This is a genomic window from Pseudomonas putida (assembly GCF_030159595.1).
GTDB classification, from domain to species: domain Bacteria; phylum Pseudomonadota; class Gammaproteobacteria; order Pseudomonadales; family Pseudomonadaceae; genus Aquipseudomonas; species Aquipseudomonas putida_AC.
Genome location: NZ_BSKJ01000009.1, coordinates 14,604 through 34,568, shown reverse-complemented (window position 1 = coordinate 34,568; position 19,965 = coordinate 14,604). Strand labels below are relative to the sequence as shown.

The 19,965-nt window shown below is 62.4% G+C and carries 13 protein-coding genes; 11 read left to right on the top strand and 2 right to left on the bottom strand.

What is annotated here, in order from left to right; translation table 11 throughout:
• Positions 1-18 precede the first annotated feature (18 nt).
• A complete protein-coding gene (phnX, locus tag QQL85_RS19625; protein WP_284356404.1) occupies positions 19-846 on the bottom strand; it encodes a phosphonoacetaldehyde hydrolase in 828 nt (275 codons plus the stop codon).
• 34 nt (positions 847-880) lie between these two features.
• Positions 881-1,987, bottom strand: coding sequence for a 2-aminoethylphosphonate--pyruvate transaminase (locus tag QQL85_RS19620; RefSeq protein ID WP_284356403.1), 1,107 nt, complete (start codon positions 1,985-1,987; stop codon positions 881-883).
• A gap of 112 nt (positions 1,988-2,099) precedes the next feature.
• On the opposite strand from QQL85_RS19620, the gene QQL85_RS19615 reads away from it, so the two are divergent.
• From QQL85_RS19615 to QQL85_RS19565, 11 genes are all read left to right on the top strand, one after another.
• Entirely contained in the window at positions 2,100-2,963 is an 864-nt protein-coding gene (locus tag QQL85_RS19615; protein WP_284356402.1) for a LysR substrate-binding domain-containing protein, read from the top strand.
• A gap of 57 nt (positions 2,964-3,020) precedes the next feature.
• Positions 3,021-4,043 carry an AraC family transcriptional regulator gene (locus QQL85_RS19610; RefSeq protein ID WP_284356401.1) on the top strand — a complete coding sequence of 341 codons (1,023 nt, stop codon included), beginning with the start codon at positions 3,021-3,023 and terminating at the stop codon, positions 4,041-4,043.
• Between the two features lie 79 nt (positions 4,044-4,122).
• Positions 4,123-8,631: an NEL-type E3 ubiquitin ligase domain-containing protein gene (locus QQL85_RS19605; RefSeq protein ID WP_284356400.1), complete on the top strand. Its 4,509-nt coding sequence runs from the start codon at positions 4,123-4,125 to the stop codon at positions 8,629-8,631.
• Between the two features lie 83 nt (positions 8,632-8,714).
• Entirely contained in the window at positions 8,715-13,160 is a 4,446-nt protein-coding gene (locus QQL85_RS19600; RefSeq protein WP_284356399.1) for an NEL-type E3 ubiquitin ligase domain-containing protein, read from the top strand.
• Positions 13,161-13,282: 122 nt separating this feature from the next.
• Complete coding sequence (locus tag QQL85_RS19595; protein ID WP_284356398.1) at positions 13,283-14,929, top strand: acyl-CoA synthetase; 1,647 nt, start codon at positions 13,283-13,285, stop codon at positions 14,927-14,929.
• A 13-nt stretch (positions 14,930-14,942) separates the two neighbouring features.
• Positions 14,943-15,710, top strand: a complete 768-nt coding sequence (locus QQL85_RS19590) for an SDR family NAD(P)-dependent oxidoreductase (protein ID WP_284356397.1) — start codon at positions 14,943-14,945, stop codon at positions 15,708-15,710.
• Positions 15,711-15,721: 11 nt separating this feature from the next.
• A complete protein-coding gene (locus QQL85_RS19585) occupies positions 15,722-16,915 on the top strand; it encodes an acetyl-CoA C-acyltransferase (protein ID WP_284356396.1) in 1,194 nt (397 codons plus the stop codon).
• Between the two features lie 8 nt (positions 16,916-16,923).
• Positions 16,924-18,051: an acyl-CoA dehydrogenase gene (locus QQL85_RS19580; protein ID WP_284356395.1), complete on the top strand. Its 1,128-nt coding sequence runs from the start codon at positions 16,924-16,926 to the stop codon at positions 18,049-18,051.
• Between the two features lie 13 nt (positions 18,052-18,064).
• Positions 18,065-18,838, top strand: coding sequence for an enoyl-CoA hydratase (locus tag QQL85_RS19575; RefSeq protein ID WP_110740400.1), 774 nt, complete (start codon positions 18,065-18,067; stop codon positions 18,836-18,838).
• A 284-nt stretch (positions 18,839-19,122) separates the two neighbouring features.
• A complete protein-coding gene (locus QQL85_RS19570; RefSeq protein WP_012271506.1) occupies positions 19,123-19,527 on the top strand; it encodes a TraR/DksA family transcriptional regulator in 405 nt (134 codons plus the stop codon).
• Between the two features lie 178 nt (positions 19,528-19,705).
• On the top strand, positions 19,706-19,900 hold the full coding sequence (locus tag QQL85_RS19565) for a hypothetical protein (protein WP_284356394.1): 195 nt from the start codon (positions 19,706-19,708) through the stop codon (positions 19,898-19,900).
• Positions 19,901-19,965: the final 65 nt, after the last annotated feature.

The following is a 19,965-nucleotide window of genomic DNA, read 5'->3' as shown; positions in this document are numbered from 1 at the left end:
GCAGCCCCACTGGCCGGCTCAGGAGGCCTGCGGCGTCTCACCCTTGGCCAGGCGCCGGTTGATGTCGGCGATCACTTCGGGCAGTTCGTTGATCGTGTCGATCAGGTAGTGTGGGCGGGAGCCTGCGAACAGCGTGTGAATGCGCTTGCGCTCGCTTTCCAGCTTCTCGGCGCTCAGTGCCTGGTAGCCTTCCCAGGTCAGGCCCAAGGCATTGCCCGAACACACCAGGGCCACGGTCCACATGCCGGCACGACGGCCTTCGAGAATCCCCGGCACGGTGTCGTCGACCTTCACACAGGCCGCTACATCGTCGATGCCCAGGGCAATCACGTTGGCAAGGGCCTGGGCCGGCCATGGGCGGCCGTTCGGTGTTTCGTCGGTGGCTACCACATGGTCGGCAACGTAACCGTTCTGTGCGGCCAGCTCCACGACCTTGTCCATCACCACTTTCGGGTAACCCGAGCACGAGCCGATCTTCAGGCCATCCTGGCGCAGGCCGGTCAAGGTTTCCAGGGCGCCGGGGATCAGTGCCGAGTGCACGGCGATCTTCTCGATCTGCAGCGGCATGAAGCGGTTGTAGATGGCGGTGACGTCGTCGTCGGTCGGGGTGCGGCCGAACACCTTGCGGTAGCGCTCGGCAATTTCCGGTACGTCACACAGCGTACGGATGTGGTCCCACTTGCCCATGCCCATCGGGCCTCGGGCTTCCTCGATGGACACCTGCACGTCGAATTCGGCGAACGCCTCGACGAAGATCTGGGTCGGGGCGAAGGAGCCGAAGTCGACCACGGTGCCGGCCCAGTCGAGGATGGCGGCTTGCAGTTGGGTAGGGTTGCTGTAGTTCATGTGCGCTATTTCCTGAATTCGGGTGGGCAAAGGGTCAGATGTCCAGCACTTCCATTTCCCGCAGCACGTCGGCCACGGCGTTCACGGCGGCCTGCATGCCGTCGGCCCCGACCACGCCTATGCAACCGACGCGGAAGGTTTCGACCTGGGTCAGCTTGCCGGGGTAGAGGATGAAGCCCTTGGCCTTGACCCGCTCGTAGAAGTCCTTGAACTGGTAGCGGGGATCGCTCGGTGCGTGGAAAGTGACGATGATCGGCGCCTGGATCTCGGCGGGCAGGAAGCTGCGCAGGCCGATGGCGGCCATGCCGTCGAGCAGGGTCTTGCAGTTGTCGGTGTAGCGCTGGTGGCGGGCCGGGAGGCCGCCTTCTTCGTTGTATTGCTGCAGGGCTTCATGCAGGGCCGCAACCACATGGGTGGGTGGGGTGAAGCGCCACTGGCCGCTCTTGGCCATGTAGGCGTGCTGGTCGTGCAGGTCCATGGCCAGCGAGTGGGCATTGCCTTCGGCGGCGGCCAGGGCAGATTTTTCGGCGAAGACGAAGCCCATGCCGGGTACGCCTTCCAGGCACTTGCCAGAGGCGGCGATCAGCGCTTCAAAGGGAATTTCGCGGGCATCGATCGGCAAGGCGCCGAACGAGCTCATGGCATCGATGATCAGGCGCTTGCCGTGGCGCTGGATCACCTGGGCGATCTCGGGCAGCGGGTTGAGGATGCCGGTGCTGGTTTCGCAGTGGATCAATGCAACGTGTGTCACGGCCGGGTCGGCAGCCAGCAGGCGGTCGACATCAGCGGCGGTAGTTGGCTGGTCTTCGGCGGTTTCGAAGGTGCTGTAAGTGCGGCCCAGTACGTTGCAGATTTTCGCCAGGCGCTGGCCGTAAGCACCATTGATCAGCACCAGGACCTTGCCATCGCGCGGTACCAGTGTGCCGATGGCCGCCTCCACGGCGAAGGTGCCGCTGCCTTGCAGGGGCACGCAGTGGTGGCTGGCGCTGCCATCGATGATCGCCAGCAGTTGTTCGCACACGCTGGCCGTCAGTTGGTTGAAATCGCGGTCCCAGGAGCCCCAGTCCACCAGCATGGCTTGGCGGGTGCGGATTGATGTGGTCAGGGGGCCGGGGGTCAGCAGAATCGGGGCGTTGCTCATTCCGTTATTCCTCACAAGCGGTGGGCTGAAACTACGTGGACTAGGTTGCAATTCACGCTTCTATCAATCAAATTGTTTGTTGTTATCTCAGCTATAAGTCAGGCCGATAGATATGAACCTGTTTCAGTTACGCGCTTTCGACGCTGTGGCCCGGGAAGGCAGCTTTACCCGTGCCGCTGAGCGGCTGTTCATCAGCCAGCCGGCCGTGACCGGGCACGTCAAAGCGCTGGAGGAGCACTACCAGATCACCCTGCTGCGGCGTACCGCACGGCGCGTGGAGTTGACCGAAGAGGGCACCCGCCTGGCGGCCATCACCCGCGCTATGTTTGGTTTGGCCGAAGAGGCCCAGGCCATGCTTGAAGCCAACCGGCAGTTGCTGACCGGGCGCCTGGAGGTGGCGGCTGATGGCCCGCATCGGGTCATGCCCATGCTGGCGCAGCTGCGCGAGCGCTACCCCGGCATCACGGTCAACTTGCGGCTGGGTAATGCCCAGGAGACGTTGGCGGCGCTGTTGTCCGAACACGCCGACGTGGCGGTGCTGACCGAGATCGAGCCGCGCAAGGGCCTGTACCTGCAGAGCCTGTGCGAATCACGCCTGTGTGCGTTGTTGCCTGCGGGGCATGCCTGGGCCCAGGGTGAAGGCGACTTGCCCCTGGCCGAACTGCATCAGCAGATCATGGTACTGCGCGAGCCCAGCTCCACCACGCGGCGTACCTTCGACAAGGCGTGCCTCAAGGCGGGCGTGCAGCCGCGTGTATTGCTGGAGCTGGACAGCCGTGAGGCGGTGACCGAGGCGGTGGCTTCGGAGCTGGGTATTGGTGTTGTTTCTTCTACAGAAGTGGCCAATGATCCGCGGGTGGTGGCACGGCCATTGTCCGGCGAGGGCCTGGTCAACCAACACCTGATCGGTTGCCTGGAGCGCCGTCGCGAACTGCGCCTGATCCAGGCGTTCCTGGGCTTGGCAGTGGGGCTGTGATGGCTGTTTTCAGCAAGGCGGCCTAAGATGGCCGGCAACCCGCCGACAGGACCGTCGATGAGCGACAAAGACACCATTTCCATGCAGCTGGTGCGCGAAGCGCTGTTGCAGACCTGCCCCGCCGGTGAGCCCGATAGCAGCTTGCTGGCCCGGGCGGGCATCGCCGTTGAACACTTGCACTTGCCTGAGGCGCGTGTCAGTGCCGAGTCCTATGCCCGGTTGTGGCGCCTGCTGGCACGTCGCTGCAATGACGAGTTCTTCGCCATGGACCCGCGCGGCCTGCGCAGCGGCAGCCTGGCCTTCATGTGCCGTGCCAGCATGGGCCAACCGACCTTGGGTGCGGGCCTGGAAACCTCGCTGGCATTCCTTTCGCTGATGCTCCAGGACATGCAGCCCAGCCTGGTGCGCCAGGAAGGTTTGGCTGAGATTGTCATCAATGAGCCGCGTGACGAACCGCGCCGCGCGTTCACCTATTTCACGTTCTGGATGATCGTGCATGGGGTGGCGTGCTGGCTGGCCGGGCGGCGTATCCCGATTCTGAGCATTGACCTGCGTTGTGCCGAGCCACCCTTTTGCGATGACTATCGGGTGATGTTTTCGGAAAACCTGCATTTTGAGCGCCCGCGCACACGCATGATCGTTGCCTCGGCGTGCCTTGACGTGCCGCTGAAGCGCAGCGAGGAGGAACTGCAGCGATTTCTTGCCGAAGCGCCGGGCAATATCCTGGTCAAGTACCGTGACCCGGCCAGCCTCGGGCGACGTATCCGCACCGATTTGCTGCGCCTGGCCCCTGAACAGTGGCCAGATGCTGACAGCCTGGCACGGCAGCTGTGCCTGTCGCCGTCGACCCTGCGCCGGCGCCTTGCCGAAGAGGGGCAGAACTACCAGGGTTTGAAGGACAGCGTACGCAGGGAGTTGGCGATCGCCTGGTTAAGCCGGGAAGAGGTGGCCATGGGTGAGCTTGCCGAGCAACTGGGGTTTGCCGACAACAGTTCGTTCTACAAGGCGTTTCGCAAATGGTTTGGCTGTAACCCTGGGCATTATCGGGCATTGATTCAGGCGCGCGGGGCAGGGCACTGAGGGACCAACGCTTCCGGCTGTGGCGCGGTAAACGGTGAGGGCAAGGTGGCAGGTCGAATCATGCCTGAGGATCCTGACCATGCCCGAACCGACGATTCACCCGAAACTGCTGCACCCGGCCAACGACTTCATCGCCGAGCAATTGCCCACCTGGCTGAGCGGTGCCGGACCAAGGCCACTGGCGTTGCTGCGGGCCTGCATGACGGCACATTTGCAGAGCCAGAAACGCATGGCGGCGGCCTCGCAGCAGTTGCAACCGCTTGAGCGGTTTGCCGCTCTGCACTTCGAGCAGGCGATGAAGTTGCAACTGAAGCTGGAAATGGATTTGACCAACGTCAACTGGCGTGAAGAGCGACGGCGCTTGAAGGTCAGCCAAGGTCAGCTTCAGGCGTTCGAGGCCTATTTCGTGACCGTGCCGGCCTTGCAGAAATTGTTGCAGAACTTCAAGGAAGGTGAGTCGTTCTTTACCGACACGGCGCTGATCGATGCAACCGCTGCGCCTGGCGAGCCAGTGCGTGTCATCACGCAGCGAGTCGACGATGTGGTGCAGCTGTGCCGTAGCGCAGATGTCGGTCAGGCCTATCAAGACCATCTTGATCAGGTCCTGACGGCCAGTTTCAAGCGCCAGCTGGCCATCGACAAGCGCCTTGAGCTAGCGGTTGCAGTCGAGGTTGCGGCTCTCAAAGGGCAGCTCGCAGGTAGTGACCTGCGAATGCTGCGTGAGGTCGGGCAAGGCAAGCGTCCAGAGCTGTTTTCGGACCATGAGCTCAACATGAGTACGCTGCAGATCCTGGGGCACCGGGTGGATGGCGCCATTGTGTTCCAGTTGGTGGGAACACCAAGCGGGTTTGCCGATCTGGTCTTCAACCCCAGGCAGCTGCTGGGCGTGCTGCTGTATCTGCCAGACGACCCTTTGCAGCCTCTGCGCCGTTACAGTGACTGGCGTTCGGCTAACCGAGGCCTGGTGGCTGCCATGGGCAATGCCCAGTTCCGCCAGGCGATTGCGCGTCGGGTTGCACTTGGCGGGCAGGCAGATTATCAGCAGACGCTGGGGAAACGCCTGGTGGATGACCAGCCGGACCTGGAACCCTGCTCCGTTGCTGCGGGTAACGAAGCGTTCATCGACTTGGCCGTCGGGCATGTTCAGCGCATCAAGGATGATGCGGCTTTCCTGGCCGTGCCGACGGCGCAGGCGAACGCCAGGGCTGCGGCAGAACGATTGCGAAAGCTGGAGGCTGCGGGGCTGGTACTGCTGAACCTGGCCGGGTTTTTCGTGCCGGCCGTTGGTGCACTGCTCTTGGCTGATCTGGCCCGGCAGGTGCTGGGTGAAGTATTCGAAGGTGCTCGCGACTGGGCTCAGGGGCACCAGCACGAAGCACTGGAGCACCTGCTTCAGGTGGCCACTACCGTGGCTGCTGGCGCTGCGGTCGCCACGGGCGTGCAGATAGCGCGCAGTACGTTTGTCGAGCAGTTGGAGCCGGTCCTCACCGAGGCGGGCAAGCAACGTCTATGGCATTACGACCTAGGCCCATACCAGGCGCACACGACCGTGCCGACCTTGACTGAACTGGATAACGGGCTGCTCAGCGATGGCCAGGCCCATGGGTGGCGGTGCGAGGGTGTGCTGTACCGGGTGCGCCGCGATACGGCGGGAACCTGGCGATTATTGCACCGTGACGGCGCGGGCGTATTTGGCCCTTCTCTGGAGAGTAACGGCGAGCGCGCCTGGCGGCTCAGTTACGAGCGGCCACTGGAGTGGCAGGGCAGTGAGCGGCTACTCATGCGTCTATGGCCTGGCGCAGCTGGATTGAGCCCGGAGCGGATCGCGCAAATCCTCACAGTCGCGGATGTCGATGAGGCGCATTTGCGCGGTTTGCTGGTAGAAGGACGGCACCTGCCCGTAGGGCTGCGCGATACCTTGGAGCGTTTTGCCGTCGATGACAGGATCGAGGTGTTCTTTGCCGAACTGGGGGCGCAAGGCCACGATGCCGAAGCCTTGCAGTGGTGCAATGACAGATTGGGGCTGCAAGGGCTGCAACTGTCGGAACAGATTCAGGCGATTCAGGCCTCTGCGCAAAACCTGCGGGCCCCGATGCTGGAGCATTTTGCAAAAGCCTACCTGGTTGATGATCCGCTGTTGGCCACGCTGAAGGGCAGCTTTGCGGGGCTGCCTGACGCGTACGCGCTGGATTTGCTCAAAACCGCCAGTGTTGAGCTACGCCAACGCATGGTGAGTGAGTCTCGCGTGCCGATGGCGTTGGCCGAGCAGGCGCGCGCGATGCTGCAGCAGGCTCGACTTACGCGGGTACGCGAGGCGCTGTTCTTGCGTAATGGTTACAACGCCGACTGGGTGACCTTGGTATTCGCCTTGCTGCGTCGCCGGGGTTTGGCGCCTGGAAGCATCAACCTGATACTGCGCGAGGGGTCGGCCTTTGGCCCCGCACTGGAAAAACTGTTCCCTGAGCAAGGTGCGGCAGATCAGGGCACGGTGATGGTGTGGCGTGACGGCAGCTTTGATCTCTACGACGAGATGGGTCAGGAAAACGAGATAGAGGTGGCGCAGCCCCACGGGCTATTCGAAGTGCTGGCCGCCTGCCTGCCGTCCACTTTCCTGCAGCGTGAAGGGTGGGCTGGTGAAGGTGCCGCAGCGCGCATCCGTGTGTCGATGCAAGGCTGGCTACCGCGTGACCGCCTTGAGTTGATCCGTTTGCTAGGGTGGCGTGAAGCCAGGCCCGTTGCTTCTCCCTTGCACCGGTTGCCCGATGGGCGGGTCGGCTATTTGCTCAGCGGCCGGGGCACTTCGCCAGCGGCTCAAAGGCAGGTGCTGCTGCGTCGGATTCGTAGCCTGTACCCTTCGTTCGATGACGATGCCGTCGAACGCTTCTTGCAAATGCTCATGAGAAGCTCGCACTCGGCCTACGCCAATCTGCTGCATCAGGAGCAACAGTACCGCAGGCTTGATGAGAGCCTTGTTCGCTGGACCGATGCTGTATCCGAGCCTCAACATGGGCAGCGGCAGCTGGTAGCAAGCGCGTTTCGCCACGCGTGGCGCCTGGAGGGTGATCGGGTTCATTTTCCCGATGATGAGCAAAGCGGATTGAGGCTTGGTGTTATCAATGTGCCTGCCGACGGTTTGCCTGTCCTGCCTGCGGGTACTGACTTTGGCCACATCACGGACCTTGCGCTGGTGGGGTTGCGGCTACAAGCTTTGCCGGCAGGTTTTCTGAACCTTTTCCCTGGCTTGCGACGCCTGGACCTGAGCAGAAATGCCTTGCTGGCGATTCCGCAAGGGCTCGAAACGTTGCCCCGCTTGCGCTATTTGCACCTGGCCAGCAACCGGATCCGGATGACGGCGCCCCATGTGGGGGCCTTGGCGCAGCTCATCGACCTGCGCACACTGGACCTGAGTGGCAACCCATTGGGTGCGATCAGCTTGCGTTTCAACCAACTTTCCCGCTTGCGCGAGCTGCATCTGTATCGCACGGGTCTGCAGGTGGTGCCGGAGGGCCTTGAATGGTGTGGCCTGCTTGAGCATGCCGACCTGCGAAACAACCAGATTTCCAGTTTGCCCCAGGCATTGATCGATGCTCCGCTGGCCTTGCGCCAGCGGCTGCTTGTCGATGGTAACGCGCTGTCGGTGGCCGACCGCGAGCGCTTGTACGCGGTACAGCCGGGACCGGGCCACTTGCAAGGGGACGAGGCGGATATTCTGCATGCCAGGACTGCCTGGCTGGCGACACTGGATGAGCATGGTCAGTCAAACAGGTCTGGGCAGTGGGACGCGTTGAGGCAGGAGCCAGGCAGCACGCAGTTCTTCCTGCTACTGGCAGAGCTGATTGACAGCGCCGATTTTCGGCTTGCATGTGAAGACCTTTCGCGAAGAGTGTGGGGTATGGTGGAGTCCGCCTCGCACGATACCCGGCTCCGTGAAGAGCTTTTTGACCGCGCGGCGGACCCGCGTACATGCGTTGATAGTGTGGCGCATTGTTTCAGCCAGCTCGAAGTCCGTATGAGAGTGCTGCAAGTGACATTCGGGGGCGACCCGATTGCCACGCGGGATGCCCGCTTGTTGTTGGCTCAGCGCATGTTCCGGCTTGATGAGGTGGAACGTATCGCCCGTGCCGACTGCCTTGACCGGCTGGCCGCAGGGCACGCTGTGGATGAGGTCGAGGTCAGCCTGGCGTATCGCACGGGGCTGGCGAGCCGCCTGAACCTGATAGGGCAACCGCGGACCCTGCAGTTTCGTGCCATTGCCGGGGTTACGCAGGCCCACCTCGATCAGGCGTATGCGACCGTGCTGGCTGCCGAAACGGGTGCAGAGCGGGTTCGCTATATCAGTCAGCGAGACTTCTGGGCGCCGTACCTGCGTGCCAGGTATCCCGAGGCGTATGCGCGGATCTCCGACGGTTTCGACACGCGGATGGATACCCTGGATCAGGAGAAGGAAATCCTTGGCAGTGGTGAGTATGTGCAACGCTGTGAGCAACTGAAGCGGGAAACGGAACTGGCGTTCGATGCACTTGCCTTGCAGCTTACCGAGCAGGAACTGAACCTGCCGTTGCAGGGGCAGCCGCACCAAGGCGTCTGATCTGCCCGCACCCGTTCCCTCTGCATCCTGGTCGGGCACTTGAGCAACATGGTTGGCTTCGTCCAATAGCTGGGGAACCAACCATGACCACCAACGCGACTGGCCACGATCAATTCATGGCTGCCAGATTACCTGAGTGGCTCAAGCGCGCTTCAAAGGGCCAGATCAATACCTTGCGTACCAGCCTGAATGCGCATCATGCCAGCCAGGCGCGCCTGCGTGGGCTCACGCTCGAGCTACTGCCGCTCCAGCCGTTTGCCGAGAAGCACCTGGTGGCACTGCTGGATGCACCGTTGCCTGATGGGCAGGCGTTTGCCCAGCTCGAATGGCTGAGCGTTGCTCCGCGCTTCGGCACACTGCCAGGCACATTGCAGCAGACGTACGCGTACAGCCAGACACGTGAAAACGGGCTGCTGCGGCTGATGCGCAACTTCGCTGCGAATACAAGCTACTACACAGGTACCGGGCTGGTTCTGCCCGGCAGCGATAAGCCCCTGAATGCATCGCTGGACGCATTGATAGCGGCTTGTCGCGATCTGGACGTTGGCCAGAAATATCAGGACGAGCTGGAAAGGATCTTTCATCCGGCTACTCAAGCGATGCTGGCTGCAGACAAACGTTCGGGGTTGAAACTGGCCACCGAAATTGCAGCTTTGCAGGGAAACATAAACGCCGATGTACAGATCGCCTTGCGTGAGGTGGTGGACCACGGTGAGTCGCACCGACAGCAAGGATTAACGGGTGAACCCATGCTGCTGGAGGCGCTAGGGCAACCTGTGGCTGATGGCTTGCTGATTCACCTGCGTGACAAGGCAGGGAATGAACGGGGCATCGTCCTTTACCTGGCAAGTGATCCTCGGCAAGCGCTGCGTTTCTTCGACGATGCGCCCGCCATGAACAGCATGCTGGCATCGCTGTTGAAGGAGCCATCGTACTGGCAGTACTTCACGCAGTTGATCAGCATCGAGCACCGTGCAGCTTTCGTCAGCACCCTTGGCAAGCGCCTGAAGGACGCACTACCGGACCTGGCGCTTGAAAGCACGGCACCGGGCGGGGGGATTTTCACGGAACTGGCGACCCGGCAAGTGCAAAGGGTCAAGCATGATGCCCGCTTGTTGCTGGTACCAACCTGCGACGCTGATAGCCAGGTCTTAAGCGCCAGGCACGCGCAATGGAAGGCTGCAGGACTGGACGTGATAAACCTTGCCGGATTGTTCGTTCCTGTCGTGGGCGCCTTGTTATTGGGTCAGTTGGTTGCCCAGACGTGCTCGGAAGTGTTCGAAGGGATAAGGGACTGGTCGAGGGGGCACCAACATGAAGCGCTGGAGCATTTGCTAGGGGTTGCCGAGACCTTGGCGTCCACGGCTGCGACCGTGGCGGGTGTCAGTTATGTGCGCAGTGCGTTCGTCGCGAGCCTGGAGCCGGTAAGCCTTGGGAATGGGCGGGGTCGGCTATGGCATTTCGATGCCGCGAATTATCGTTCCATGCCAGGCTCTATCGGTCTGCTGGAGGAGGGACGCTATGGTGAGGATGAGCGTCGCTGGGTCCGTATCGACGGGCGCTATCACGAAGTGCATCAGCCGATCGCTGGCGGCCCCTATCGCTTGCGTCATGCAGCGGGTGAGGGTGGCTACGGGCCGGTCGTGTTGCACAACGGTGAGCGTGGCTGGCGCCTGATGCGCGAGCAACCGCTTGGCTGGCAGGACCCTGCGCGCATGCTGGATGCTTTGTGGCCACAGCATCCCTCTGTCGATGTGCATCAGGCCGAGCAGATACTGCGGGTCGCCGATATGGATGAAGATGAGTTGCGCGGGGTGCTGGTGGAGAACCGACCGGCTCCCGTGAACCTCGGGCAAACCCTGCGCGCCTTCCAGGCACATGCGCGTATTCAGACATTTTTCGAGCGCGTTCGGCTGAAGGCACTGATGCCATCCGACAGTGAGCTGTTGACCTGGAGTGAAGGCCGGCCAGACGTTGGGGTGGGGCTGGAGCCGTTACTGGCGCACGAGGCCGAGTTGCGCCCGCAGCTGTTTGCCCACCTGACAGAGCAGCCGCTTGTGCAAGGTCCCTTGAGCCTGTTGGTCAAACGGGACTTCCCTGGCCTGCCGGCCGCCTACATAAACGAGCTGGCCGGCCAGGCAGGTGAGCTTGAGCACGAAATGGCGCGGGTCGAGCAGCGCCTGCCTTTGTCGTGCGCGAAGCACGCCCGTTCGCTCCTGCGCCTGGCGCGGTTGAACCGGGGGCTGGCCGGGTTGTATCTGAGCACAGCCTATAGCGACGTCACCGGCGAGCTGGCCCTTGCGTTGCTGGATACCTTCGAGCTTGACCAGCTCGACATCGACTTGCGTGACAGCGCGTTTGATGGGCGGTCTGTCAAGCACCTTGGTAGCGGCGGGCAGAGCGAGGCGGAAAGGGTACTGGTCCGCCATGAAGGCAGGTTTCAGATCTACAACGGGTTGGGTGAGCAACAAGCGGTTCCGCCCGGCGAACCTGGCTGTATCTTCGAGGCACTCGTTGCCGCCCTCACGTCTGAACAGCGGACGGCGATGCAGTTGGCGGGCAGTGCTTTGGCAGGCCAACTGCGTGCGCAGCTTCTGGAGCGGTTACCCGGATCCCATTGGGCTATTGCACGCATGCTCGATTGGCCGGAGCAGGGTGCCTGGTTCAATCCAGGGCGTCGCCTGGAGGATGGGCGGGTGGGCTACACGCTCAGTGGCCGCTCTTCAGCTGCCCCCCGCGATGAGCGGGCAATCGCTCGTAACCAGCTACGATCGCTTTATCCTGGCCTGGATGAGGCCGCGCTGGACGTGGAACTGGCGCGTTTACAAGCAGGCTCGCAGCCCGTGCTGGAGCGCCTGGTGGTGTTGCAGGATGACCATGATCAGCTGATGCAACACCTGAACCGCTGGGTCAGTGCCGAGCTGCAGGAGGGGCGGCAAGCCGCACGCAGGTTGACGGCCGATAGCATATTGCGCGCCTGGCGACTGCAGGGCGAGCCTGTCTCGACCGGCCAAGAGCAAGCACAGGGGCAGCGCTTGTCGCTGAGCGGTTTGCACTTGCGCACGCTGCCGGCACTACCACCGCAAATCGACTTCCATCGCATTACCGTGCTCAGCGTGAACGACACCTTGGTCACTGACATTCCGGTCGATTTCCTTCGTCCCTTCACTGCCTTGACGCACCTGAATCTCAACAACAACGGTTTGATGCACATGCCGACGGGGCTTGCGTACCTTCCAGGTATTCAAACGCTCAGGTTGGCGCGTAACCTGATACGACTCGATGCCCAGGCAATCGGTATTCTGCATGGGCTGCCAAACCTTACGCATCTTGACCTCAGCTACAACCGGCTGGAAGCGCTGGACATGAGCTTCCATCAACTCTCCCGACTGGGAAACCTGAACCTGCGCCATTGCCGTCTCGGCGCCTGGCCGCGACGCCTGGAGCTGTGTGGCCTGCTTGAGTGTGCTGACCTGCGCGACAACCAATTGCGTGAGGTACCGGCTGAAATCCAGCAGATGCCTCATGCGTTTCGGCGTGCCATTCTGATAGACCGCAACCCCTTGTCGTCCATGCAACAACGCAGGTTTTACGCACTCGATGTGATCGAGGAGCATCGGCACTCGCCTGAGCCGTCATGGACATTTGATCTGGCCCGGACTCGCACGCTTTTGGCAGAGCATGTGGACGCGGCGGTTCGGACGACGCGAGAGGCCGTGTGGCAGCGTTTGCTGGCGCAAGCGAATAGCAGTGGGTTCTTCAGGTTGTTGGCTCGCCTGGAAATGACGGCTGACTACACAGGCGCTGGCGAAGGACGGGTTGCGCTGGTTGACGGAGTATGGGCATTGCTTGGCGCGCTGGACAACGACCCCGTGCTCTGCCGGCGAATTTTCGAATGGGCTGACGCGCCGCTGTCGTGTTCGGATGCTGTCGCCAGCCGGTTCAGTGAATTGCAGGTACAGGCCAGGCAGGCGCAGGCTGAAGCTAACGCGGTCAATCCTGAAAGCAGCAACCAGCTGCTGGAACTGGGCCGGCAACTGTTCCGGCTGGATCAGGTGGAGGGGATTGCCCGTCAGGATTACCGGCAGCGTCTGGCCACCGGTGAGCCCGTTGATGAATTGGCATTGGGACTTGCCTACAGGGTACGACTTCGCAGCCGTTTGCAGCTGCCTGGTCAGCCGTACGCCATGCGCTATCCCGATGCTGTCACGCTTGCCCAGGCCCGGATAGAGGATGCATTTCGGCGGGTTAACCATGTGCAGACCATCGAGAATCTGACCGATAGCCTGAGTCAGCGGGCGTTCTGGAACCGTTACCTGCGCCAGCAGCATGGCCGCATGTTTGATGCCATCCGTGCAGACTACACGCAGCGCACGCTTCGGCTGCAGGCTCAACGGCCTGCCTTGTCGCCGACGGCCCTTGAGCAGCAGCTGGATCAACTACGAGAGCAACAGGGCGTCGATATCGAGCGCCTGGTCGCGGCGCTCACCCAGTCTTACCTGCGCGCAGCCGAGCGCGGGCAGGGGTAACGAGAGGCGGCCAAACCGGTCATCCAGATTGACAGCTTTGGCCATTGCCGCCGCGCTTGAGCGGCGCGAACATCGTTGGACCGATGGTTTAACTCCAAAAACAAGAAGCCAGGAGTCTGACGATGCGCGATTACGCCGAGGCCGCCCGTGCGTTCGACCATGCCAAGGCCGCTACGGCGGCATTGCATGGCAACCTCGAAGCCCTCAATGCCTGTGTCGAATGCTGTGATCGGCATGCCGGAAACGGCAAGCTGGCGCTGATTTACGAAGACCGCGATGGCAACAGCGCGCGCTACAGCTTCGATCAGCTCAAGGCGCAGGCGGCCCGCTTCGCCAATGTGCTCAAGGCGCAGGGGGTGGGGGCCGGAGACCGGGTAGCCGGATTGATGCCGCGTACTCCCGAACTGCTTGTCACCGTCCTCGCCACCTGGCGCCTGGGGGCGGTTTACCAGCCCTTGTTCACGGCGTTCGGCCCCAAGGCCATCGAGCATCGGCTTGAGCAATCCCACGCCCGAGTGGTCGTCACCGACAGCCAGAACCGCGCCAAGCTGGACGATGTGCACGCCTGCCCGACCATCATCACAGTCAGGGCCCGTAGCGGTGAGCTGGACTTCCAGCAATGCCTGGAACGCGCAGCGGATGTATGTGAGCCGGTGATGCGCTCAGGCAACGATCCTTTCCTGCTGATGTTCACTTCTGGTACCACCGGCCCGGCAAAACCATTGGAAGTACCACTGCGTGCGATTGTCGCGTTCCAGGGCTACATGCGCGATGCCATCGAACTGCTTCCTGAGGACAACTTCTGGAACCTGGCTGACCCAGGTTGGGCTTACGGCCTGTATTACGCCGTTACCGGCCCGTTGTCGCTGGGGCACGCCACCACCTTCTACGATGGCCCGTTCAGTGTTGAAAGCTGCGCCCGGGTGATCGACAAGCTGGGCATCACCAACCTGGCCGGCTCGCCCACCGCGTACCGTTTGCTGATTGCGGCGGGCAATGATTTCTCGGCGCCCATCAAGGGCCGCCTGCGGGTGGTCAGCAGTGCCGGCGAACCGCTCAACCCGGAAGTGATCCGTTGGTTTTCCGACGAGTTGGGCGTGACCATTCACGATCACTACGGCCAGACCGAACTGGGCATGGTGCTGTGCAACCACCATGGCCTGAAGCATCCGGTGCACCTGGGTTCGGCCGGCTTTGCCATCCCTGGCCACCGCATCGTGGTGGTGGACGAGCAGGGTAACGAACTGCCGGCCGGCCAGCCAGGCATCCTTGCTGTCGACCGCGAGCAATCGCCGTTGTGTTGGTTCGATGGCTACCACGGCTTGCCGACCAAGTCCTTCATTGGCAAGTACTACCTCAGCGGCGACACCGTCGAGTTGAACCAGGACGGCAGCATCAGCTTCGTCGGCCGCAGCGATGATGTGATCACCACCTCTGGCTACCGAGTCGGCCCGTTCGATGTGGAAAGCGCGCTGATCGAGCACCCGGCGGTGATTGAGGCGGCGGTGATCGGCAAGCCTGACCCGGAGCGCACCGAGCTGATCAAAGCCTTCGTGGTATTGGCCGGTGGTTACAACGGCAGTGCCGAGCTGGAAGAAACCCTGCGCCAGCATGTACGCCAGCGCCTGTACGCGCACGCCTACCCCAGGGAAATCGAATTCGTCAGCGAGCTGCCCAAGACCCCGAGCGGCAAGCTGCAACGCTTCATCCTGCGCAACCAGGAAGTCGCCAAACAAAACGCGCAACAGGCCACCCCTGCCAGCGCCTGAAAGGAAACCGATCATGCGGATTGCCAACAAACACTTCATCGTCAGCGGCGCCGCCTCCGGGCTGGGGGCCGCCACTGCGCAGATGCTGGTCGAGGCCGGTGCCAAGGTCATGCTGGTCGACCTCAATGCCCAGGCTGTCGAGGCCAAGGCCCGCGAACTGGGTGACAATGCCCGTTTCGCCGTGGCTGATATCAGTGACGAGCAGGCGGCCCAGGCGGCTGTCGATGCGGCTGTCAGCACCTTTGGCAGCCTGCATGGGCTGGTCAACTGCGCTGGCATCGTTGGTGCGGAGAAGGTGCTGGGCAAGCAGGGCCCCCATGGCCTGGCCAGCTTCGCCAAGGTCATCAACGTCAACCTGGTCGGCAGTTTCAACCTGCTGAGACTGGCTGCCGCGGCCATGGCCGAAGGGGCTGCGGATGAGGGGGGCGAGCGTGGCGTGATCATCAATACGGCGTCCATTGCCGCCTATGACGGGCAGATTGGCCAGGCCGCCTACGCCGCTTCCAAGGGCGCGATCGCCAGCCTGACCTTGCCGGCTGCCCGTGAGCTTGCGCGCTTCGGCATCCGCGTGATGACCATCGCCCCAGGCATCTTCGAAACGCCGATGATGGCCGGCATGACTGAAGAGGTGCGTGCTTCGCTGGCTGCCGGTGTGCCGTTCCCGCCGCGGCTGGGCCGCCCACAGGAATACGCTGCACTGGCCCGTCACATCATCGAGAACAGCATGCTCAACGGCGAGGTGATCCGCCTCGACGGCGCACTGCGCATGGCTGCCAAGTAAGGAGAGCGAACATGACCCTCGCCAATGACCCGATCGTTATCGTCAGCGCCGTGCGCACGCCCATGGGCGGTCTGCAGGGCGACCTCAAGAGCCTGACCGCGCCGCAACTGGGCAGCGCGGCCATTCGTGGCGCCGTTGAGCGCGCCGGCATCGATGCCGCCAGTGTCGAGCAGGTGCTGTTCGGCTGCGTGCTGCCGGCCGGCCTGGGCCAGGCACCAGCGCGCCAGGCGGCGCTGGGTGCCGGGCTGGACAAACACACCACCTGCACCACCCTGAACAAGATGTGCGGCTCGGGCATGCAAGCCGCGATCATGTCCCATGACCTGCTGCTGGCCGGTACCGCGGATGTGGTGGTAGCGGGTGGCATGGAGAGCATGACCAATGCCCCCTACTTGCTGGACAAAGCCCGGGGCGGATACCGCATGGGCCACGGCAAGATCATCGACCACATGTTCATGGACGGCTTGGAAGACGCCTACGACAAAGGCCGGTTGATGGGCACCTTCGCCGAAGACTGCGCCCAGGCCAATGCCTTCAGCCGCGAAGCCCAGGACCAGTTCGCCATCGCTTCGCTGACCCGTGCCCAGGACGCGATCAAGAGCGGCCGCTTTGCCGCCGAGATCGTGCCGGTGGAAGTTACCGAGGGTAAGGAAAAACGCGTCATCAAGGACGACGAGCAGCCACCCAAGGCGCGCCTGGACAAAATCCCGCAGCTCAAGCCTGCCTTCCGCGAAGGCGGAACGGTGACGGCAGCCAACGCCAGCTCGATTTCCGATGGTGCTGCCGCGCTGGTGCTGATGCGCCGCTCCGAAGCCGAGAAACGTGGCCTCAAGCCGCTGGCGGTGATCCACGGCCACGCCGCGTTCGCCGATACCCCGGCACTGTTCCCCACCGCGCCGATCGGTGCCATCGACAAACTGATGAAACGCACCGGCTGGAATCTGGCCGAGGTCGACCTGTTCGAAATCAACGAGGCCTTCGCTGTGGTCACCCTGGCGGCCATGAAGCACCTCGACCTGCCCCACGACAAGGTCAACATTCACGGCGGCGCCTGTGCCCTGGGTCACCCGATTGGTGCTTCCGGCGCACGCATCCTGGTGACCCTGCTGTCAGCCCTGCGCCAGAACAACTTGCGCCGCGGCGTGGCCGCCATCTGCATTGGCGGCGGCGAAGCGACGGCCATGGCTGTCGAATGCCTGTACTGAGGTGAACCATGCTGGTAACTGATGAGCAACAACAGATCGCCGACGCGGTACATGCCTTTGCCCAGGAACGCCTGAGGCCGTTTGCCGAGCAGTGGGACAAGGAACACCGCTTCCCGAAAGAGGCCATCGACGAGATGGCCGAGCTGGGGCTGTTCGGCATGCTGGTGCCGGAGCAGTGGGGTGGCAGCGATACCGGTTATGTGGCCTATGCCATGGCCCTGGAAGAGATCGCTGCGGGTGATGGTGCCTGCTCGACCATCATGAGCGTGCACAACTCGGTAGGTTGCGTGCCGATCCTGCGTTTTGGCACTGAGCAGCAGAAGGCACAATTTCTCACGCCGCTGGCCAGCGGTGCGATGCTCGGTGCCTTCGCCCTGACCGAACCGCAGGCCGGCTCCGATGCCAGCAGCCTGAAGGCCCGCGCACGCCTGGAGGGCGACCACTATGTGCTCAACGGCAGCAAGCAGTTCATCACCTCCGGGCAAAACGCCGGGGTAGTGATCGTGTTTGCCGTGACCGACCCGGACGCCGGCAAGCGTGGCATCAGCGCCTTCATCGTGCCGACCGATTCGCCGGGCTACCAGGTGGCGCGGGTCGAGGACAAACTCGGCCAGCACGCCTCCGACACTTGCCAGATCGTTTTCGACAATGTGCGTGTGCCCGTGGCCAACCGCCTGGGCGCGGAGGGCGAAGGCTACAAGATCGCCCTGGCCAACCTTGAGGGTGGTCGCATCGGTATTGCCTCGCAGGCTGTGGGCATGGCCCGCGCCGCATTCGAAGTGGCACGTGACTATGCCAACGAACGGCAAAGCTTCGGCAAGGCGCTGATCGAGCACCAAGCCGTGGCATTCCGCCTGGCCGACATGGCGACAAAAATTGCCGTGGCCAGGCAGATGGTGCTGCACGCCGCTGCGCTGCGAGATGCCGGGCGCCCAGCGCTGGTGGAAGCGTCGATGGCCAAGCTGTTTGCCTCGGAAATGGCCGAAAAGGTCTGTTCGGATGCCTTGCAGACCCTGGGCGGTTATGGCTATCTGAGTGACTTCCCGCTGGAGCGGATTTACCGCGACGTTCGGGTTTGCCAGATTTACGAAGGCACCAGCGACATTCAGCGCATGGTCATTGCGCGCAATCTTTGAAGGAGCAGACTGCATGGCATTCGAAACCATCCTGTTGGATATCCACGGCAAAGTCGGCCTGATCACCCTCAACCGCCCGCAGGCGCTCAATGCGCTGAACGCGCAGATTGTCGGCGAAATCAACCAGGCCCTTGATCAGCTGGAGCGTGACCCGAACATCGGCTGCGTGGTGCTGACAGGTTCGGCCAAGGCCTTTGCCGCTGGCGCCGACATCAAGGAAATGGCCGAGCTGCAATACCCGCAGATCTATGTAGACGACCTGTTCAGCGATGCCGACCGCATTGCCAACCGCCGCAAGCCGATCATTGCTGCGGTGTCTGGCTTTGCCCTGGGCGGCGGTTGCGAGCTGGCGATGATGTGTGACTTTATCCTCGCCGCGGACAACGCCAGGTTCGGCCAGCCGGAAATCAACCTCGGTGTGCTGCCGGGCATGGGCGGTACCCAGCGCCTGACCCGTGCTGTGGGCAAGGCCAAGGCCATGGAACTGTGCCTGACTGGCCGCCTGATGGGCGCCGAAGAGGCCGAGCGTGCTGGCCTGGTGGCGCGGATTGTGCCGCAGGCGGAGCTGGTGGAAGAGGCGCTAAAGGTGGCCGCGACCATCGCCAGCAAATCGATCCCGGTGAGCATGATGGTCAAGGAGAGCGTAAACCGCGCGTTCGAAGTCACCCTTAGCGAGGGTGTGCGCTTTGAACGTCGGGTCTTCCATGCGGCCTTCTCCACCGAAGACCAGAAAGAAGGCATGGCGGCATTCATCGCCAAGCGCGAGGCTCAGTTCAAGGACCGTTGATACTGGCTGGGGATTTTGGCCGGGCCTCCAGGTGCATGCCTCGAGAGGTCCGGCGTCATGCCACCACAGCCTTCTCCGACGCTATCTCCCTGGCACCGGCCAGCGGATTGTAAGCACCTGAAGCAAATTCAGCCCTATTTGCAGTTGCTCCACGCGACGTGGCGCCTTAGACTGCCGCCCCCTGTAAAAGAGTGCCGGTTGGCGCTTGAAGAATTCCGCTACCGATGCCAAGGCGTCGGCGGCACATGAATCGCCCATATGCACATTTTTTCATAGAGAAATCGATGACCAAGGAACAGTTGCTGGCCATGTCGGCCGATGACTACATGAACGCCGACCAGCTGGCCTTCTTCACTGAGCTGCTGCAGGCGATGAAAGTCGAAACCCATGAACGCATCGAGCTCAGCCGCACCACCATCGAAGGCCTGGACACCCCGTCGGACCCTGCCGACGTGGCTTCGGTCGAAGAAGAGCGTAGCTGGCTGGTCAATGCCATCGACCGCGACCAGCGCCTGCTGCCACAGCTGGAAATGGCCCTGGACCGCATTACCGACGAAAGCTTCGGCTGGTGCGATGACAGCGGTGAGCCGATCGGCCTGAAGCGCCTGCTGATCAGCCCGACCACCAAGTACTGCATCGAAGCGCAGGAGCGCCACGAGCAGCTCGACCGCCACCAGCGCCAGGTATAACCCCGCGCGCGGTGCCAAGCCCCACGGAGCAATCCCTGGGGCTTTTTGTGTTTCTCGTAGGTGCTGTTTTTGTTGCTCGGCAGGTAACACTGCTGTACCGGGATACGCTGTTTACTCGCCACGCGCAGGCGTATCATGGCTTTATCGTTAGGGTGCTAATTAAGTTCCGGAGGGAATGATGAATAGCCGAGTCGATGTAGCTGTGATGATTGGTTCGGGTGTGCCGGCGGCCCTGCAGGCGCTGGGCAAGCGCATCTGCTGGGTGGTGCTGGTCAATGGCGAGCGCCGTGGTACTGCATTTGCCTCGCGTGAAGAGGCGCTGGAATGCCAGGCCGCCTGGCAGCAGCAACTGAAGAAAGGGCTGGCTGCCTGAAAATGTTTATTGCCTCTCGACGGGTTTCGGTGTTTTCGGGCATATTTGTCCTACAGTAATGCGCA

Bases quoted from the DNA above. Each gene is read 5' to 3' on its own strand.
- QQL85_RS19570 (WP_012271506.1), top strand. From the start codon at position 19,123: ATGACCAAGGAACAGTTGCTGGCCATGTCGGCCGATGACTACATGAAC.
- QQL85_RS19610 (WP_284356401.1), top strand. From the start codon at position 3,021: ATGAGCGACAAAGACACCATTTCCATGCAGCTGGTGCGCGAAGCGCTG.
- QQL85_RS19575 (WP_110740400.1), top strand. From the start codon at position 18,065: ATGGCATTCGAAACCATCCTGTTGGATATCCACGGCAAAGTCGGCCTG.
- phnX (WP_284356404.1), bottom strand. From the start codon at position 846: ATGAACTACAGCAACCCTACCCAACTGCAAGCCGCCATCCTCGACTGG.
- QQL85_RS19595 (WP_284356398.1), top strand. From the start codon at position 13,283: ATGCGCGATTACGCCGAGGCCGCCCGTGCGTTCGACCATGCCAAGGCC.
- QQL85_RS19590 (WP_284356397.1), top strand. From the start codon at position 14,943: ATGCGGATTGCCAACAAACACTTCATCGTCAGCGGCGCCGCCTCCGGG.
- QQL85_RS19600 (WP_284356399.1), top strand. From the start codon at position 8,715: ATGACCACCAACGCGACTGGCCACGATCAATTCATGGCTGCCAGATTA.
- QQL85_RS19605 (WP_284356400.1), top strand. From the start codon at position 4,123: ATGCCCGAACCGACGATTCACCCGAAACTGCTGCACCCGGCCAACGAC.
- QQL85_RS19580 (WP_284356395.1), top strand. From the start codon at position 16,924: ATGCTGGTAACTGATGAGCAACAACAGATCGCCGACGCGGTACATGCC.
- QQL85_RS19565 (WP_284356394.1), top strand. From the start codon at position 19,706: ATGAATAGCCGAGTCGATGTAGCTGTGATGATTGGTTCGGGTGTGCCG.
- QQL85_RS19615 (WP_284356402.1), top strand. From the start codon at position 2,100: ATGAACCTGTTTCAGTTACGCGCTTTCGACGCTGTGGCCCGGGAAGGC.
- QQL85_RS19620 (WP_284356403.1), bottom strand. From the start codon at position 1,987: ATGAGCAACGCCCCGATTCTGCTGACCCCCGGCCCCCTGACCACATCA.
- QQL85_RS19585 (WP_284356396.1), top strand. From the start codon at position 15,722: ATGACCCTCGCCAATGACCCGATCGTTATCGTCAGCGCCGTGCGCACG.